The sequence below is a fragment of the Sphingobium sp. YBL2 genome, assembly GCF_000943805.1.
Taxonomy (GTDB): Bacteria; Pseudomonadota; Alphaproteobacteria; order Sphingomonadales; family Sphingomonadaceae; genus Sphingobium; species Sphingobium fuliginis.
Map to the genome: position 1 here is coordinate 1,642,975 of NZ_CP010954.1, position 15,400 is coordinate 1,658,374.

Annotated in this window: 13 protein-coding genes; 9 read left to right on the forward strand and 4 right to left on the reverse strand. The window is 66.7% G+C overall.

Annotation, left to right across the window (positions count from 1 at the left end; all coding sequences use genetic code 11):
* Nucleotides 1-48: 48 nt before the first annotated feature.
* The 3 genes from TZ53_RS07620 to TZ53_RS07630 all read right to left on the reverse strand — a co-directional run bounded on the left by TZ53_RS07620 (nt 49) and on the right by TZ53_RS07630 (nt 3,605).
* Nucleotides 49-1,371, reverse strand: a complete 1,323-nt coding sequence (locus TZ53_RS07620) for an MFS transporter (protein WP_025548703.1) — start codon at nt 1,369-1,371, stop codon at nt 49-51.
* The gene (locus tag TZ53_RS07625) at nt 1,368-2,738 is read right to left on the reverse strand and encodes an amidohydrolase family protein (RefSeq protein ID WP_025548704.1); all 1,371 of its coding nucleotides are present in this window, start codon (nt 2,736-2,738) and stop codon (nt 1,368-1,370) included. The genes TZ53_RS07620 and TZ53_RS07625 overlap by 4 nt, the downstream gene beginning before the upstream one ends.
* A gap of 159 nt (nt 2,739-2,897) precedes the next feature.
* Nucleotides 2,898-3,605 (reverse strand): GntR family transcriptional regulator, encoded by a 708-nt coding sequence (locus TZ53_RS07630; protein ID WP_044662933.1) that lies wholly within the window; start codon nt 3,603-3,605, stop codon nt 2,898-2,900.
* A 302-nt stretch (nt 3,606-3,907) separates the two neighbouring features.
* On the opposite strand from TZ53_RS07630, the gene TZ53_RS07635 reads away from it, so the two are divergent.
* The 5 genes from TZ53_RS07635 to TZ53_RS07655 all read left to right on the forward strand — a co-directional run bounded on the left by TZ53_RS07635 (nt 3,908) and on the right by TZ53_RS07655 (nt 8,428).
* Nucleotides 3,908-4,567, forward strand: coding sequence for a hydrolase (locus tag TZ53_RS07635; protein ID WP_044660935.1), 660 nt, complete (start codon nt 3,908-3,910; stop codon nt 4,565-4,567).
* An 88-nt stretch (nt 4,568-4,655) separates the two neighbouring features.
* Entirely contained in the window at nt 4,656-5,495 is an 840-nt protein-coding gene (locus TZ53_RS07640) for an alpha/beta fold hydrolase (RefSeq protein ID WP_044660936.1), read from the forward strand.
* A 20-nt stretch (nt 5,496-5,515) separates the two neighbouring features.
* Complete coding sequence (locus TZ53_RS07645; RefSeq protein WP_044660937.1) at nt 5,516-5,746, forward strand: DUF1427 family protein; 231 nt, start codon at nt 5,516-5,518, stop codon at nt 5,744-5,746.
* Nucleotides 5,743-7,668: an amidohydrolase gene (locus tag TZ53_RS07650; protein ID WP_044660938.1), complete on the forward strand. Its 1,926-nt coding sequence runs from the start codon at nt 5,743-5,745 to the stop codon at nt 7,666-7,668. The genes TZ53_RS07645 and TZ53_RS07650 overlap by 4 nt, the downstream gene beginning before the upstream one ends.
* A 64-nt stretch (nt 7,669-7,732) precedes the next feature.
* Nucleotides 7,733-8,428 (forward strand): YoaK family protein, encoded by a 696-nt coding sequence (locus tag TZ53_RS07655; protein WP_044660939.1) that lies wholly within the window; start codon nt 7,733-7,735, stop codon nt 8,426-8,428.
* Here TZ53_RS07655 and TZ53_RS07660 read toward each other — a convergent pair whose 3' ends face one another.
* Nucleotides 8,429-9,358, reverse strand: coding sequence for a LysR family transcriptional regulator (locus TZ53_RS07660; protein ID WP_044660940.1), 930 nt, complete (start codon nt 9,356-9,358; stop codon nt 8,429-8,431).
* A 123-nt stretch (nt 9,359-9,481) separates the two neighbouring features.
* Here TZ53_RS07660 and TZ53_RS07665 point away from each other — a divergent pair, with 123 nt between their 5' ends.
* The 4 genes from TZ53_RS07665 to TZ53_RS07680 all read left to right on the forward strand — a co-directional run bounded on the left by TZ53_RS07665 (nt 9,482) and on the right by TZ53_RS07680 (nt 15,391).
* On the forward strand, nt 9,482-10,180 hold the full coding sequence (locus TZ53_RS07665) for a pirin family protein (protein WP_025548712.1): 699 nt from the start codon (nt 9,482-9,484) through the stop codon (nt 10,178-10,180).
* Between the two features lie 65 nt (nt 10,181-10,245).
* Nucleotides 10,246-10,563, forward strand: a complete 318-nt coding sequence (locus tag TZ53_RS07670) for a hypothetical protein (protein ID WP_044660941.1) — start codon at nt 10,246-10,248, stop codon at nt 10,561-10,563.
* Nucleotides 10,564-10,884: 321 nt separating this feature from the next.
* The gene (locus tag TZ53_RS07675; RefSeq protein ID WP_044660942.1) at nt 10,885-13,791 is read left to right on the forward strand and encodes a TonB-dependent receptor domain-containing protein; all 2,907 of its coding nucleotides are present in this window, start codon (nt 10,885-10,887) and stop codon (nt 13,789-13,791) included.
* Nucleotides 13,792-13,849: 58 nt separating this feature from the next.
* Nucleotides 13,850-15,391 (forward strand): carboxylesterase/lipase family protein, encoded by a 1,542-nt coding sequence (locus TZ53_RS07680; protein ID WP_084694351.1) that lies wholly within the window; start codon nt 13,850-13,852, stop codon nt 15,389-15,391.
* Nucleotides 15,392-15,400: the final 9 nt, after the last annotated feature.

A 15,400-nucleotide genomic window follows, 5' to 3' on the forward strand; every position in this document is an offset into this window, starting at 1 on the left:
GTCCGAACCGAAGCGCCGGGGCGCTGCGGATGATTTCCGGCGATGGCATCACGCCTCGGCCCCCTGCCCGTCACGCAGCTTGCGCGAGGCGTCGATGCGCAGGAACAGCGCCGCCGCGATCAGGCAGAGGACGGAGAGGACCGCGAAGGCGGCGAACCAGCCGCTCATGCTGACGATATAGCCGGTGACCGCCGCCGCGACCGCCGCGCCGCTGTTGCCGAGCGTGTTCATGACCGCCGATACCGAGCCCGCATATTCGCCGCCAATGTCGAGCGTCACCGCCCAGGATACGCCGACCGTCAACTCCAGCCCGAACAGCGCGATGCAGAAGCAGAGGATGCTCGCCACATGCCCGTCCATGGCGGCCGCCAGCGGGATCATCGCTGCGGCCGTCAGGAAGCCGACCACCGCGACCGAGCGGCGCGCCATCTTCAGCCCCGCGCCGCGCTTCACCAACAGGTCGGACGCCCATCCGCCCATCAGGTCGCCCACCACGCCCGCCATCAGCGGCAGGCTGGCGAACAGGCCCATCATGGCGATGTCGAACCCGCGCGCATCGTGCAGATATTTGGGGAACCAGGTCAGGAAGATGTTGATGCAATAGGCGTAGCAGAAATACATGGCCGACAGCACCCATAGCTGCGAATTGGCCAGCAGGTGCCGCCATGGCACGCTCACCCGCGCCCGGCCCGCGCCCAGCGCGCCCTCGATCATCGCCAGTTCGGCGCTGTTGACCGAAGGATGCTCGCGCGGCGTGTCGCGATAGTAGAAGAACCACAGGGCCGCCCAGCCGATGCCGACCAGCGCGAAGGCCATGAAGGGCATGCGCCAGCCGAACTGGACGATGAGCAGCGCGACGAACACCGGCGTCACCGCCCCGCCCAGCCGCGCCCCCGCATGGGTGAGGCCCTGCGCCCAGCCCCGTTCCGACGGCAGCATCCAGCGCGAGAGCGACCGGGTGGCGATGGGAAAGGCCCCCGCCTCCCCCATGCCGAAGAGGAAGCGGCACACCATCATCGACCCGGCCGACCAGGTCAGCGCCGTCGCGGCGGTGAAGGTCGACCACCAGAGCACCACGCCGGTCAGCGCCCGGCGCGGCCCGAACCGGTCGCCCAGCCAGCCCCCCGGAATCTGGAACAGCGCATAGGCGATGGAGAAGGACGCGAAGATCCAGCCCATCGTCACCGGCGAGAAGCCATATTCCTTCTCGATCACCGGGGCCGCCGTGGCGATCACGACGCGATCCATATAGGTGATGAGATAGGCGAGCACCGTCAGCCAGAGCACGACATGGCGCGCCCGCGTCGGGCGCGCCGCCCCGGCTCCGGCGGCCGCGTCGCGCGGTTCTGCGACGCTTGCCTCGCCGGTCACGGGCGGGGCCCGCAGGCATCGGCCGCGCGGCCGGTGCAGGTCTGCCAGATGGTCGGCACCTTGTTGCCGGCGATATAGACGGCGTCGATGGCGCGGGTGTTGCGGATGTCCGCCGTGGGATCGCGGTCCAGCACCAGCAGGTCGGCCCATTTGCCCGGCGCGACGGTGCCGATGTCCCTGGCGCCCATGAACTCCGCATTGGCGCTGGTCGCGGCTGTGATCGCCTGCATCGGCGTCACCCCGGCCTTCACCATCAGTTCCAGTTCCCAATGCGCGAAATAGCCGGGGAAGCGCGCCGTCGGGCCGCTGTCCGTGCCCATGCCGTAGCGGATGCCCGCCTTCGCCTCCCGCGCGAAATTGTCCATCGCATATTGCAGCGTCGGCGCATATTTGGGGAAATTGGGCGCCGCGCCCAGCTTCGCCGCCCGCTCCGGACTGGCCAGTTCCTTCAGCACGGCGGGCGTCACCCCCCGCGCGAAGAAGGGATCGTCCAGGAAGGGCAGCGTCCTGTAAGTGAAGGACGCCTCCCGGCTCAGCGTCGCGGCCATCTGCCACACGCCCTTCGCCTTCATCTGGCCGAGCAGCGCGTCGTCCACGGCGCGGTCGCGCACGGAATGGGCGAAGGCGTCCACCCCTTCCCGCGTCAGTTCGGCGGCGTTGGAATAATAGAAGATGTGGGCGACGGTCTTCTTCCCGTCCTTGTGCGCCTGGTCGATCACGGCGCTGCTGATCCGGGGCGGCATGCGTTCCTCCAGCATGCCGAATTCGTCGTCGACCCACAGCTTGATGAGGTCTGCGCCCTTCGACGCCTCCTTGTCCACCATCGCCCGCGCCTCTTCCGCCGTGGCGACCGACTGGTCGAGGCCGGGGACGCCGCCATAGCTGCCCTTGAAGACCACGCCCTGCCCGACGGTATAGACCCGTGACATCGCCGTGGGCCCCTTGCGCCTCTGCTGGATCGGGAAGATCAGGTCCTTCTCCGTCCCCAGCGTCTGGACGGTGGTGACGCCATAGGCGGCGTAGATGCGAAGCTGCTTCTCGATATTCTCAGCCGTCTGATATTGCAGGTCCTGGGTGATGCCGTCGACCAGCCCCAGATGGACATGGCTGTCGATCAGGCCGGGCATCAGATATTTGCCCTTCAGCCTTTCGACCTTCGCCCCGGCCGGCGCCTTCAGCTTCGCGGACGGCCCGACCCAGTCGATCCGCCCATCCGTCATGACCAGCGCCTGGTTCGCCGCCGGCGCCTTGCCGGTGCCGTCGATCAGCGTGAAGTCGCGCAGCACCCTGGTTTCGGCCAGCGCCGCCGCCGGAAGTCCGGCAAGCATCGCAACCGTCAGGCTGACAAGTGAAAAACCGGCTTTCATGGCTGACCGCATTACCCATCCTCTCCAGGATCTATTTCATATCCTATATGATCCTGTGCGACCGTGGTAGGTGGTTGCCGCGGGCCCGTCAAGGGGCTTTCCCACGTCGTTGAACGTTCGGCCAACACGTGATGCCTCCCCCATCCGGGGGTTGCGCGATCAGCGTCGAGACGTGCCGTTCGCCCGGTCCATCCGCTGTTGCGAACAGGTGAGATGGTCGCGCACCGACTGCTCGGCCGCGACGGGATCATGCGCCAGCAGGGCGGCGATGATCGCCTGATGCTCCCGCGCGGCCACTTCGGGCGCATTGGGCTGGGCGCTGTTCTGGTAGAGCGATCGGAATATCTGGAGATGCGCGTGCAGCCGCTCGATCGTCTCCTCGATCAGGCGGTTCCCGCTGCCCTTCGCGATCAGCCGGTGGAGCTGCGCATCCGCTTCCGCAAAACGGGCATAGGCCTGCTCGTCGCGCTCGACCACGGCGTCCATGTCGGCCTGGATCGACTGCAGGACGGAAAGCGTCTCATCGTCGATCTGCTCGGCTGCCCGGGCGGCGGCATAGGGTTCGATCAGCAGGCGCAGCGTATAAAGGTCGTGCACCTCCTCCGGCGTCATCTGCGGGCTGGCGCGGTAGCCGACATTGGTGGTCTTGTAGACCAGCTTCTCCGCTTCCAGCTGGCTCAGCGCCTCGCGAATCGGCGTCTGCGAGATGCCGAGCTGGCGCGCGACGGTGTCGATGGGAATGCGTTCCCCCGGCGCGATCTTCACCGTCATCAGCATGGAGAGAAGATGCTCATAGGCACGCTCCACCAGCGTCGGTCCGGAGGCGGCGCGTGCCGGGGAACCAAGGGCGCCCGCGGGCTGTGACATGTTGTGAAGGTCGGACATGGAGGCCGCTTATAAGGTCAGATGCGGAACATATAGGATATTTTCGTCGCAATGGCGATGGCCATCTTGCAGGAGACAGGGCCGGCGCGACGATCCGTAACCGTCCTGCTACAATGAAGGTGCAATATCGATTATGCTCCATTGGACCAGCCGGCCGCTTAGGCTTTTCTAGAATTTGGAACGAATAGGTAGATTTTATACGCCTGTTTCGCAGAAGCGAGGGAAAGTAGACCGACATCAGCCCGAACGACGGGCCCCTGCACTTTCAAGGAAGGAGACCCGCCATGTCGATCACCGCCATTCCCACCCCCGCCGATGCGCTGCTGTCCCCCGACGACCACGCCCTGATCCTGATCGACTTCCAGTCGCAGATGGCCTTCGCCACCAAGTCGATCGCGCCCGAAATATTGCGCAACAATGCCGCCCTGGTCTCCAATGCCGCGGCCGGATTCCACGTCCCCACCATCCTCACCACCGTTGCGGAGAAGAGCTTTTCCGGCCCGATGTTCAGCGAGATCGCCGACGCCTTTGGCGACCAGCCGATGATCGACCGCACCAGCATGAACAGTTGGGAAGACGCCGCCGTGATCGGGGAGGTGAACCGCATCGGCAAGGACCGCCTGGTCATCGCCGGACTGTGGACCAGCGTCTGCATCGTCGGCCCGGTGCTCTCCGCGCTCGAACAGGGTTTCGAGGTCTATGTCATCACCGACGCCAGCGGCGACATTTCCGAGGAAGCCCATGACCGCGCCGTGGAACGCATGATCCAGGCGGGCGCGCGCCCGATCACGGCGCTGCAATATCTGCTCGAACTGCAACGCGACTGGGCGCGCGCCGAAACCTATGCGCTTACCACCGGCATCGCCCGCCAGTGGGGCGGCGCCTATGGACTGGGCATCACTTATGCCAGCACCATGTTCGGCGCCTCCGAAGGCGGCCACTGATCCCCCCTTCCCCACAGCCGGGCCGCCCCTTTGGCCCGGCTGCCCCTTCTCCCGCACCCCCAAGCCAGAGCGATGAAAGGATTTCCCGATGAGCAATTTCGTCACCACCCCGGACGGCGTCGACATCTTCTACAAGGATTGGGGCAGCAAGGATGCCCAGCCGATCATGTTCCATCATGGCTGGCCGCTTTCCGCCGACGACTGGGACACGCAGATGCTGTTCTTCCTTGCCCGGGGCTATCGCGTCATCGCCCATGACCGGCGTGGCCATGGCCGCTCGCAACAGGTCGATTTCGGCCATGACATGGCCCATTATGCCGCCGACGCGGCCGCCGTGGCCCGGCATCTCGATCTGCGCGACGCCATCCACATCGGCCATTCGACCGGCGGCGGCGAAGTGGCCGCCTATGTCGCCCGCCACGGCCTGCCCGAAGGGCGCGTCGCCAGGGCGGTGCTGGTCAGCGCCGTGCCGCCGATCATGGTGAAGACGGACCGCTATCCCGGCGGCCTGCCGATCGATGTGTTCGACGGGCTGCGCGCGGGCCTTGCCGCCAACCGCGCGCAATTCTTCCATGAGGTTGCGGCCGGCCCCTTCTACGGCTTCAACCGCGAAGGGGCGGAGGTGAAGCCCGCCGTCGTCGACAATTGGTGGCGGCAGGGGATGATGGGCAGCGCGCTCGCCCATTATGAAGGGATCAAGGCCTTTTCCGAAACCGACCAGACCGACGATCTGAAGGCGATCACCGTCCCCACGCTCGTCCTGCACGGCGACGACGATCAGGTCGTGCCCTACAGGAATGCAGGCCTGCTCCAGGCCGAAATCCTGCCCAACGCCACGCTGAAAATCTATGAGGGCTATTCGCACGGCATGCTGACGGTGAACGCCGATGTCCTCAACGCCGACATTCTGGCGTTCATCAAGGCCTGACGCAGCGAAGGAACGGACCCATGAAAGCCTATATATTCTCGCTGGGCGCCGGGCTGCTGGTCGGCATCGTCTACAGCCTGCTCGGGGTCCGTTCCTCAGCCCCGCCGGTCATCGCGCTGGTCGGGCTGGCAGGCATCCTCGCCGGCGAACGGGTCGTGCCGGTCGCCGGCAGCCTGTTGCGCGGCAAGCCTTTCACCCCCGCGCAACAAAGCGCCGCCGCCCTGCCGCCAAAGCCGGAGCAGGAGCAGTGATCACCCGCCGCCGGGCGCTTGCCGGCGCCGGCGCCACCACCCTGTTCACCGCCACGGAAAGCTTCGCCATGACCGCCAGGGACGTCATCATCATCAATGCCAGGGTCACGACGCTGGACCGGGAAAATCCGGTAGCGCAGGCCGTGGCGATCCGCGACGGCACATTCCTGTCCGTCGCCGGCGAAGGCGAAGTCCGCGCCGCCGCCTCCCCCGACGCGCAGGTCATCGACGCCGGGGGCCGCCGCCTCATCCCCGGCCTGATCGACAGCCACATCCATGTCATCCGGGGCGGCCTCAACTATAATATGGAATTGCGCTGGGAAGGCGTTCCGACATTGGCCGACGCCATGGCGATGCTGAAGCGCCAGGCGGAAATCACGCCGCCGCCGCAATGGGTGCGCGTCGTCGGCGGCTTCACCGAGCATCAGTTCGCGGAAAAGCGCCTGCCGACCCTTGAAGAGATCAACGCCGCGGCGCCCGACACGCCGGTCTTCATCCTCCATCTCTATGACCGCGCGTTGCTGAACGCGGCGGCGCTGCGGGCGGTGGGCTATGCGAAGGATACGCCCAACCCGCCGGGCGGCGAGATCGTCCGCGACGCGCAGGGCAATCCGACCGGCCTTTTGCTGGCGCAGCCCAATGCGACCATCCTCTACGCGACGCTGGCGAAGGGCCCGAAGCTGCCGCCCGAATATCAGCTCAATTCGACCCGGCATTTCATGCGGGAACTGAATTCGCTGGGCGTCACCAGCGTGATAGACGCAGGCGGCGGCTCGCAAAACTATCCCGACGATTATGAGATCGTGGAGAAGCTGCACAGGGACGGCGATCTCACCCTGCGCATCGCCTATAATCTCTTCACCCAGAAACCGAAGGAGGAGCTCAGGGACTTCGCCAACTGGTCGACGAAGATCAGGCCCGGCGACGGCGACGACAGCTACCGCCACAACGGCGCGGGCGAGATGCTGGTCTATTCGGCCGCGGATTTCGAGGATTTCCGCGTCGCCCGCCCGGACATGCCGCCGGAAATGGAAGGCGATCTGGAACCTGTCATCCGCCTGCTGGCCGAACGCCGCTGGCCCTGGCGCCTGCACGCCACCTACGACCAGACCATCGGCCGCGCGCTCGACGTGTTCGAGAAGGTGAACAGGGATATTCCGCTGCAGGGCCTCAACTGGTTCTTCGACCATGCCGAAACGATCAGCGACCGCAATATAGACCGGATCGCGGCGCTGGGCGGCGGCATCGCCGTGCAGCACCGCATGGCGTTCCAGGGCGAATATTTCGTGGACCGCTACGGCGCGAAAGCCGCAGAGGCCACGCCGCCGATCAAGCGCATGATGGCGGCGGGCCTGCCGGTCGGCGCGGGCACCGACGCGACCCGCGTCGCCAGCTACAATCCCTGGGTGTCGCTGTCCTGGCTGGTGACGTCGAAGACGGTCGGCGGGCTGGCGCTTTATCCGGTGTGCAACCGGCTGGACCGCGAGACGGCGTTACGGCTGTGGACGGAGAAGAACACATGGTTTTCCAATGAAGTCGGCAAGAAGGGGCAGATCAAGGCCGGGCAACTGGCCGACCTGGCGCTGCTGTCCGACGATTATTTCACCGTGCCGGAGGATGAGATCGCCCATCTGCGGTCGGTGCTGACCGTGCTGGGCGGCAGGATCGTCTATGGCGAGGGCGATTATGGCCCGCTTGCCCCGGCCGCGCCCAAAGCGATGCCCGACTGGTCGCCGGTCGCGACCTTCGGCGGCCATTACCGGAAGGATGCGACGGCCAGGAAGATGGCGTCGGCCTGCGGTTGCCATTCCGCCTGCGCCGTCCACGGTCATGACCATGCAGCGGCGCTGGGCGCATCGGTTCCCGCCGCCGATGTCCAGAGCTTCTGGGGCGCGCTCGGCTGCGGCTGCTGGGCAGTGTGATTTCGCCTGCCGACCGGATAAACGCGCCCAGCCCCCTTTAACAGCCAAGCGATTCGAGGACATCATGACCGCTCCCAACGGCCCCGCCGCGCCGCTGCCCTGGCTGCTCCTCCTGCTCTCCGTCACCACAGGCCTGGTCGACGCGATCAGCGTGCTGGGCCTGGGCAAGGTGTTCACCGCCAATATGACCGGCAATATCGTCTTCCTGGGCTTCGCCGCCGTGGGTACGCCGGGGTTCCACGCGCTCTCCTATCTGGCCGCCATCGCCGCCTTCCTGATCGGGGCGCTGGTGGCGGGGCGCGTGGGCAGGCATCATGTCGGGCTGCCGCTGCGCCGCTGGCTGATGGTGGCCGCACTGGTAGAGGCTGTGCTGCTCTGGATCGCGGCGGGCGTCGCCACCGGCTTCGACATCGCCAGCCAGTCGCCCGGCAGCGCGCTCTATGCGATCATCGCGCTGACCGGCCTTGCCATGGGCTTCCGCAACGCGACCGTCCGCCAGCTCAAGGTGCCGGACCTCACCACCACGGTTCTCACCCTCACGCTCACCGGGCTGGCGGCGGATTCGGCGCTGGCGGGCGGCAGCAGCCCCAATCGCGGCCGCCGCATCGGCGGCGTCGCCGCCATCCTGCTGGGCGCGGCCATCGGGGCCTTGCTGGTCAATCGCGCCGGTCTCGTCGCGCCGCTGATCCTCTCGGGCGCGCTGGTCCTCTTCGGCACCGCCGCCTGCGCCCTGCACCCGGACGCCAAGGCGCCCGCCTGATCAGATGTCGCCCATGCCCTCCACATCCCGGTCCAGCGCGCCCAGCGCCACGAACTGATCGAGCAGCCAGGAGGCTGCCGGCCCCGGCGGCGTGTCGCGCCGCCAGATGGCGGAGAAACGGTACATGCCCCCGTCATGGTCGGGCATGGCGAGCCGCACCAACGTCCCCGCGACCAGATCCGGCTCGATCATCGGCAGCGGCATATTGCCCCATCCGATGCCTTCCCGCAGCAGCGCATGCTTGGCGCTGAGGTCGGCAAGGCGCCAGGTCTTGGGGCTGCGCACCGAATAATCCCGCCCCTCCGTAAATCGCGAACGGTCCGTCAGCACCAGCTGTATATGGTCGCGCCCCGCGCCCGGCGCGATGGCCTCCATCCGTCCCAGCGGATGATCGGGCGCGGCGACCGGCACCATCGCCACTGCTCCCGCCGTCCGGCTCTCGATCCCCTCGACCCCTGCGGACAACGGCCCGGATATGCCGACCACCGCCGCGCGGTCCAGCACCATGGCGGTGATCGCGCCCAGCGCCTCGGCATGCAGGCGAAGCTGGACCGTCGGGAATTCGCGGGCGAAGGCGCGCAGCACGCGGCCCAGGCGCTCCGACGGCAGCATCACGTCGACCGCCAGGTCGACCTCCGCCTCCAGCCCGTCGAGCAGCCCCTTCACCTTCGCGCGCAGGCCGTCGACGCCGTCGGCGATGCTGCGCGCCTCCGCCAGCAGGGCGCGGCCGGCGACGGTGAGTTGCGGTTTGCGCGTCCCCTCCCGGTCGAACAGCATCAGGCCAAGCTGCGCCTCCAGATTGGCGATGCCATAGCTGATGACGGACACGGCGCGGTTCAGCCTGCGCCCCGCCGCCGCGAAACTGCCGCTGTCCACGATCGTCAGGAAGATGCGGAGCTGGTCGAAGGTCGGCATGCCCGGATTGTTCACTGTTCCATTTCCTCGAACGGTTCGATGCAATTTATCCCACTGAACGGGAAAGCCGCACGCCTGTAAAGAGATGTTCAACAGGGCAAGGCCATTTCCGGCCCCCGCCCGATGAGGAGACAAGACATGATCGAACTGCGTCCCTTCGACAGCCTCGGCGGCGCCAATCACGGCTGGCTCGATGCCAAGCATCATTTTTCCTTCGCCGGCTATCACGATCCCGCCCGCATGCACTGGGGCAATCTGCGCGTCTGGAACGACGACACCATCGCGCCCCAGACGGGCTTTCCGCCGCACCCGCACCGCGACATGGAAATCATCACCTATGTCCGCGAAGGCGCGATCACGCATCAGGACAGCCTGGGCAACAAGGGCCGGACAGAGGCCGGCGACGTCCAGGTGATGAGCGCGGGCACCGGCATCCGCCATTCGGAATATAATCTGGAGGATGTGACGACCCGGATCTTCCAGATCTGGATTCTGCCCACCCGCGACGGCGAAGCGCCAAGCTGGGGCGCCCGGCCCTTCCCCAAGGGCGACCGCGCCGGTCAGTTCGTCACCCTTGCCTCCGGCTACGACAATGACAATGACGCCCTGCCGATCCGCACCGATGCGCGGGTGGTGGCGGCGACGCTGAAGGCCGGGGAGAGCGCGGAATATCCGATCGGCCGCGACCGCAAGGCCTATCTGGTGCCGGCGACCGGCGCGATCCGGATCGACGACGTGCGCGTCAACGCCCGCGACGGCGCGGCGATCAGCGACATGGACGTGATCCGCGTCACCGCGATCGAGGACAGCGAGATCGTCCTGGTGGACGCGGCATAACGAAAGCAGGAGCGGACGCGGCCCTTGGGCCGCGTCCCTTCACCCTGCGCAAGAGGAGGACGACCATGCTGAATATCGCCCCGCCCGAGCTCAGCCCCGCAGAATGGCACGATGTGAAGGCTGCCCTGATCGCGGTGGCCGATTGCGGCTGCGGTGATCCGGCGCCCGCCGGACCGCTGCGCGCGCGCCTTTCCCATGCGCTGAACGCGATCATCGGCGCGCCCCGGACCGCCCGCACGCCGCCCGCCGATCTTCTGCCCCTGCGCGATTTCCTGTGCGAGACCGGCCGCACGCGGCAGATTGCCGAACGGCACATGCCCGCCCTTTACGAAAGAGGCTTTTCCCGGCGGCAGATCGATGCGCTGGCGCTCCTGGGCGCCTGATTTCGTCGCAACGGCCCACAGCGGGAGCGCGGTCGAACCGGCGATGAAAAGCGCGTCCGAGCGATAGAGACACAACGCGGCCCCCAGATGAGAGGGGTGGCCGCGACGAAGCCGTTGCGGCTGCCCTTCAAGCCGATCCTGCGATGCACCGGCGAAACGCCCTGCCCTGTCACGCCGCAACGACGCCGCCCGCATGGCGGCGGACACCCGGCGCAACCGCTTGCGAAAAATGCATTGACATGCACTTTTTATGCTTCTAGCGAATTATGCATCACAGTATATATTTGAATAACAAACCCTTCCAGCGAGAGGAGACTTGGGATGAAGCTGTCCGTTGCGTCCGCCACATGCGTCGGTGTGAGCTTGCTGGCACTTGTCGCTCCGGCCATGGCGCAGACCGCTCCCCAGGTCGACGGCGCCCAGCTCCGGTCGGAAGACCCGGCCGACGCCGGCACGGACGCCGGCGCCAGCGACATCATCGTCACCGGATCGCGCATCGTGCGCGACGGCTATACCGCGCCCACCCCCGTGACGGTCGCCACGACGGAGGATCTGGTCAAGGCGACGCCCACCAACGTGCCCGATGCGCTCAACAAGCTGCCGCAGTTCCAGAACAGCTCCAGCCCCTCGCGCAGTTCCCACAACTTCGCCAACAGCGCCAGCCATGGCAATGTCCTCAACCTGCGCGGCGTCGGCGGCAACCGCACGCTGATCCTGTTCGACGGCATGCGCGTGCCGCCCACCACCTATCAGGGCACGGTCGACACCAATGTCATCCCCAACGCCCTGCTCCAGCGCGTCGACATCGTGACGGCGGGCGCATCGGCCGCTTATGGGTCGGACGCCGTGGCGGGCGTCGTCAACTTCGTCCTCAACCGCAAGTTCACCGGCCTCACCGGCAGCGTCCAGGCCGGCGTGTCGCAGCGCGGGGACAATGGCAATCAGCGCATCAGCCTGGCCGGCGGCATGGACCTGTTCGGCGGGCGCGGCCATCTGCTTCTGTCGGGCGAATATTATAATAATGACGGCATGCTGCGGTCCGACCGCAAGGGCGGCAACGCCAATTACGTCTATGTCGGCAGCGTTCCGGGCAGCACAGCGGCGCCGGGCTCCAACGCCAATCCACGCATCCTTCAGGACAATATCCACCTGATCTTCGCCAGCGACAACGGCAAGATACTGGACGGCCCCTTCGCCAATTACCAGATCAACGGCGACGGCACGATCCGGCCCTTCGACAACGGCACGCCGACCGGAACGGCGGCGTTCAACATCGGCGGCGACGGCTTCGTCATCCCGTCGGACGTCCATGCGGTCGCGCCGCTGCGCACCTACCAGACCTTCGGCCGGTTCAGCTACGATGTGACGGACGACATCAATGTCTTCGTGCAGGGCAATTTCACCCGCAGCGAACTCAGCTATATCAGCCAGTCCAATGCCTGGGTCGGTACGCAGAACGCCCCCGTCTTCCAGGGCAACCCCTTCATCCCCGCCCGGATCGAGGCGGCGCTGACCCCCGGCCAGCAGTTCAACATCGGCAAATATTCGGGCGACAGCGCGAAAAAGCCCTTCACCCAGGAACGCACCGATTTCTGGATGGCGACGGCGGGCCTCGAAGGCAATCTGGGCGACGGCTGGAAATGGTCGGTCAACTATACCCATGGCAGTTCCAGGCACAGCGTCGACCAGCATGGCCTCTATGACTATCAGAAGGCCTATGCCGCGCTGGACGCCGTGCGCGACACCAACGGCAATATCGTCTGCCGCCCGACGCTGAGCGCCGATCCCGTCATCCGGGCGCGCTTCGCCGGATGCCAGCCGCTCAACATCTTCCTGACCGGCGACGCCTATACCAACCAGCCGGGCTATGATTATGCGACCGGCACCATGTCCTATGACGCGCGGATCAAGCATGACGCCGCCGCGCTGCAGTTCCAGGGTTCGCCCTTCGAACTGCCGGGCGGTCCGGTAGACATCGTGGTCGGCGGCGAATGGCGCAAGCAGTCGCTGGACCTCACCAGCAACAGCGACCCCTCGCGGCTCGACACCGCCGCTGAACGCAGCGAATATTTCGCCGGCCTGCGCGGCGTGTCCTCGACCTCCCTCTTCTACTGGCTGACCAATGTGGGCCAGGCGCAGGGCAGCGTGACGGTCAAGGAAGCCTTCGGTGAAATCAACCTGCCGATCGTCAGGGACATGCCGTTCCTCAACTCGCTGGAACTGAACGGCGCGGGCCGCATCACCGACTACAGCACGTCGGGCCAGGTCGAAACGTGGAAGGTCGGCCTCACCTGGAAGCCGGTACAGGACATATTGCTGCGCGGCACCATCTCCCGCGACATCCGCGCGCCCACCTTGTTCGACCTGTTCGCGGGCGACCAGAGCGGCATCGGGCTGCTGACCGATCCGGTGTCGGGCCAGAGCGGGAACGTCTCCACCGTGTCGGGCGGCAACCGCCTGCTCGATCCGGAAAAGGCGAAGACCAGAACCTTCGGTTTCGTGCTGACGCCGCGCTTCCTGCCCGGCTTCAGCCTGTCGGCAGACTATTTCAACCTGAAGATCGACGGCGCCATCGGCACGCTCGACACCACGCGGATCGTGCAGAACTGCGTCGCCAATGCCTCTGCGCCCGAATGCGCGCTGATCACCCGGCCAAGCCCGACCGCCTTCCCCAGCCTGGTCCGCATCGCGGCCGCCAATATCGCCAGGCTGGAAACGGCGGGCGTCGACATCGACGCCAGCTATGCGACGCGCCTTGGCAACGGCAATTTCAGCGCCCGCGCCTATGTGAGCTGGCTCGACAAATATGTGACGCGGCAGAGCGCGGCGGTGCCCGCCTATGACTCCGCGGGCTACGGCATCAACAATGGTCCCATCGCCCGGCCGAAATGGCGCGGCACGCTGAACCTCAACTATGTCAGCGACGGCGGGCTCACCATCTTCGTCTCCGAACAATATACCGGTCCGGTGAAGGTCGGATCGCGCGAACCGAACAACAATTATTCCGGGGCGAAGGCGCCTTCGGTCTGGTACACCGACCTCACCATCAGCCAGAAGATCGAGGGTTGGGGCGGCAGCCTGGAACCGTTCATCACGATCAACAATCTGTTCGACCGCGATCCGCCGCTGGTGGCCGCCGATATTCCGGGCGTGAACCTGCCGACGATCATCTCCACCTATGACACGGTGGGACGGGCGTTCACCGCCGGCGTCCGGTTCAAATTCTGATCACGGGGCGGGCGGCGCACCGAAGGGACGCCGCCCGCCCTTCATGGGGAGAGATGGGGTGAAGGCAGCAGCATTTCTGGCGGGCGCCGCCTGCCTTTCGCTGGTCGGCGGCAGCCTGGTCGCGGCGGCTCCGGCAGGTCCGGTGGTGGCGACCGCATCCGGACCCGTGCGCGGCGTGGCGCAGGGCGAAGGCGGCGTCTTCAAGGGCATCCCCTTCGCCCGGACGACCGGCGGCGACCATCGCTGGACGCCGCCGCACCCGGCCGCCCCCTGGACCACCCCTCGCGACGCCTCCCGCTTCGGCCCGATCTGCCCGCAGCCCGAGACCACCCATGAACGCGGCGCTCCGCAAAGCGAGGACTGCCTGTCGATCAATGTCGCCACCCCCTCGTTCGACGGCAGGATGCCGGTTCTGGTGCTGATCCATGGCGGCGCCTTCTTCGTGGGTTCCGGCGCGGAACTGTTCGACGATGCCGCCCGGATCTATAACCGGCGCGGCATATTGGTGGTGTCGCTCAACTATCGGCTGGGGCGGCTCGGCTTCTTCTCGCACCCCGGCCTGCGCGCGGAGCAGCCGGGGGCGCCGACCGGCAATTACTGGCTGATGGACCAGGTCGCCGGTCTGAACTGGGTGCGCGACAATATCGCGCGCTTCGGCGGCGATCCGGACAAGGTCACGATCATGGGCTGCTCGGCGGGCGGCTCCAGCATCAACGCGCTGGTCGCCTCGCCCCAATCGCGCGGCCTGTTCGCCCGCGCCAGCGCGCATAGCGGCGGCGGCATCAACAATGCGACCCGTCCGCAGGCGCAGGCGGAGCGGGAGGGGGTCGCCTTCGCCGCGCGCGCGGGCGTGACCGGCGAGGGCAAAGAGGCCATCGCCGCCCTGCGCAGGCTCGATCCGGCGGCAGTCATGGCGGCCGATCCCGGCCCCCCCAATTTCGGCGCGGTGGTCGACGGCGAGATGATCCCGGAGGAAACCGCCATCGCCTTCGCCAGGGGGCATATCGCCCGCGTCCCCTATATCGCCGGCTCCACCAGCAATGAAGCGAGCATCTTCGGCCTGATGGGCTTTGACGAAAGGGTGCTGAAGGACCGCTTCGGCATCGACATGGCGGCGGTGCGGAAGGTCTATGATCCGCAGGGCAGGCTGCCCCCGGCGGAACTGCTGCGGCAGGTGCAGACCGACTTCATCTTCACCGCGGCGGCGACCGCGACGGCGGCTCTCGCGGGGCGCTGGCAGCCAAGCTGGTCCTATCATTTCGCCTATGTCCCGCCCGCCGAGCGCGGCAAGGCGGCGGGCGCGCCGCATTGCGCCGATTTCGGCTATACGCTGGGCGCGGCCAAGGCGTCGCAGGGCGCCGAAAATGCGCGTCTGGCCGCGATGATGCAGGATTATTGGGCGCATTTCATCAAGGACGGCGACCCCAACGGCCTTGGGTCGGGCAACAGGGCTCTGCCGCGCTGGACGGAATATGAAGGCCCTCATCGCGGCCCGCTGCTGATCGACCGCAGGACCGCCGTCGCCCCCGATTTCCGGGCTGGGCAGATCGCCTATTGGTGGCGACTCTGGGCCGACCGCACCGGCCAGACCCTGCCCTGAGCGAAGGAA

What these genes read in the sequence shown, in the direction of transcription:
- TZ53_RS07625 (WP_025548704.1), bottom strand. Translation starts at nt 2,738, where the DNA reads ATGAAAGCCGGTTTTTCACTTGTCAGCCTGACGGTTGCGATGCTTGCC.
- TZ53_RS07630 (WP_044662933.1), bottom strand. Translation starts at nt 3,605, where the DNA reads ATGTCACAGCCCGCGGGCGCCCTTGGTTCCCCGGCACGCGCCGCCTCC.
- TZ53_RS07635 (WP_044660935.1), top strand. Translation starts at nt 3,908, where the DNA reads ATGTCGATCACCGCCATTCCCACCCCCGCCGATGCGCTGCTGTCCCCC.
- TZ53_RS07640 (WP_044660936.1), top strand. Translation starts at nt 4,656, where the DNA reads ATGAGCAATTTCGTCACCACCCCGGACGGCGTCGACATCTTCTACAAG.
- TZ53_RS07645 (WP_044660937.1), top strand. Translation starts at nt 5,516, where the DNA reads ATGAAAGCCTATATATTCTCGCTGGGCGCCGGGCTGCTGGTCGGCATC.
- TZ53_RS07655 (WP_044660939.1), top strand. Translation starts at nt 7,733, where the DNA reads ATGACCGCTCCCAACGGCCCCGCCGCGCCGCTGCCCTGGCTGCTCCTC.
- TZ53_RS07665 (WP_025548712.1), top strand. Translation starts at nt 9,482, where the DNA reads ATGATCGAACTGCGTCCCTTCGACAGCCTCGGCGGCGCCAATCACGGC.
- TZ53_RS07670 (WP_044660941.1), top strand. Translation starts at nt 10,246, where the DNA reads ATGCTGAATATCGCCCCGCCCGAGCTCAGCCCCGCAGAATGGCACGAT.
- TZ53_RS07675 (WP_044660942.1), top strand. Translation starts at nt 10,885, where the DNA reads ATGAAGCTGTCCGTTGCGTCCGCCACATGCGTCGGTGTGAGCTTGCTG.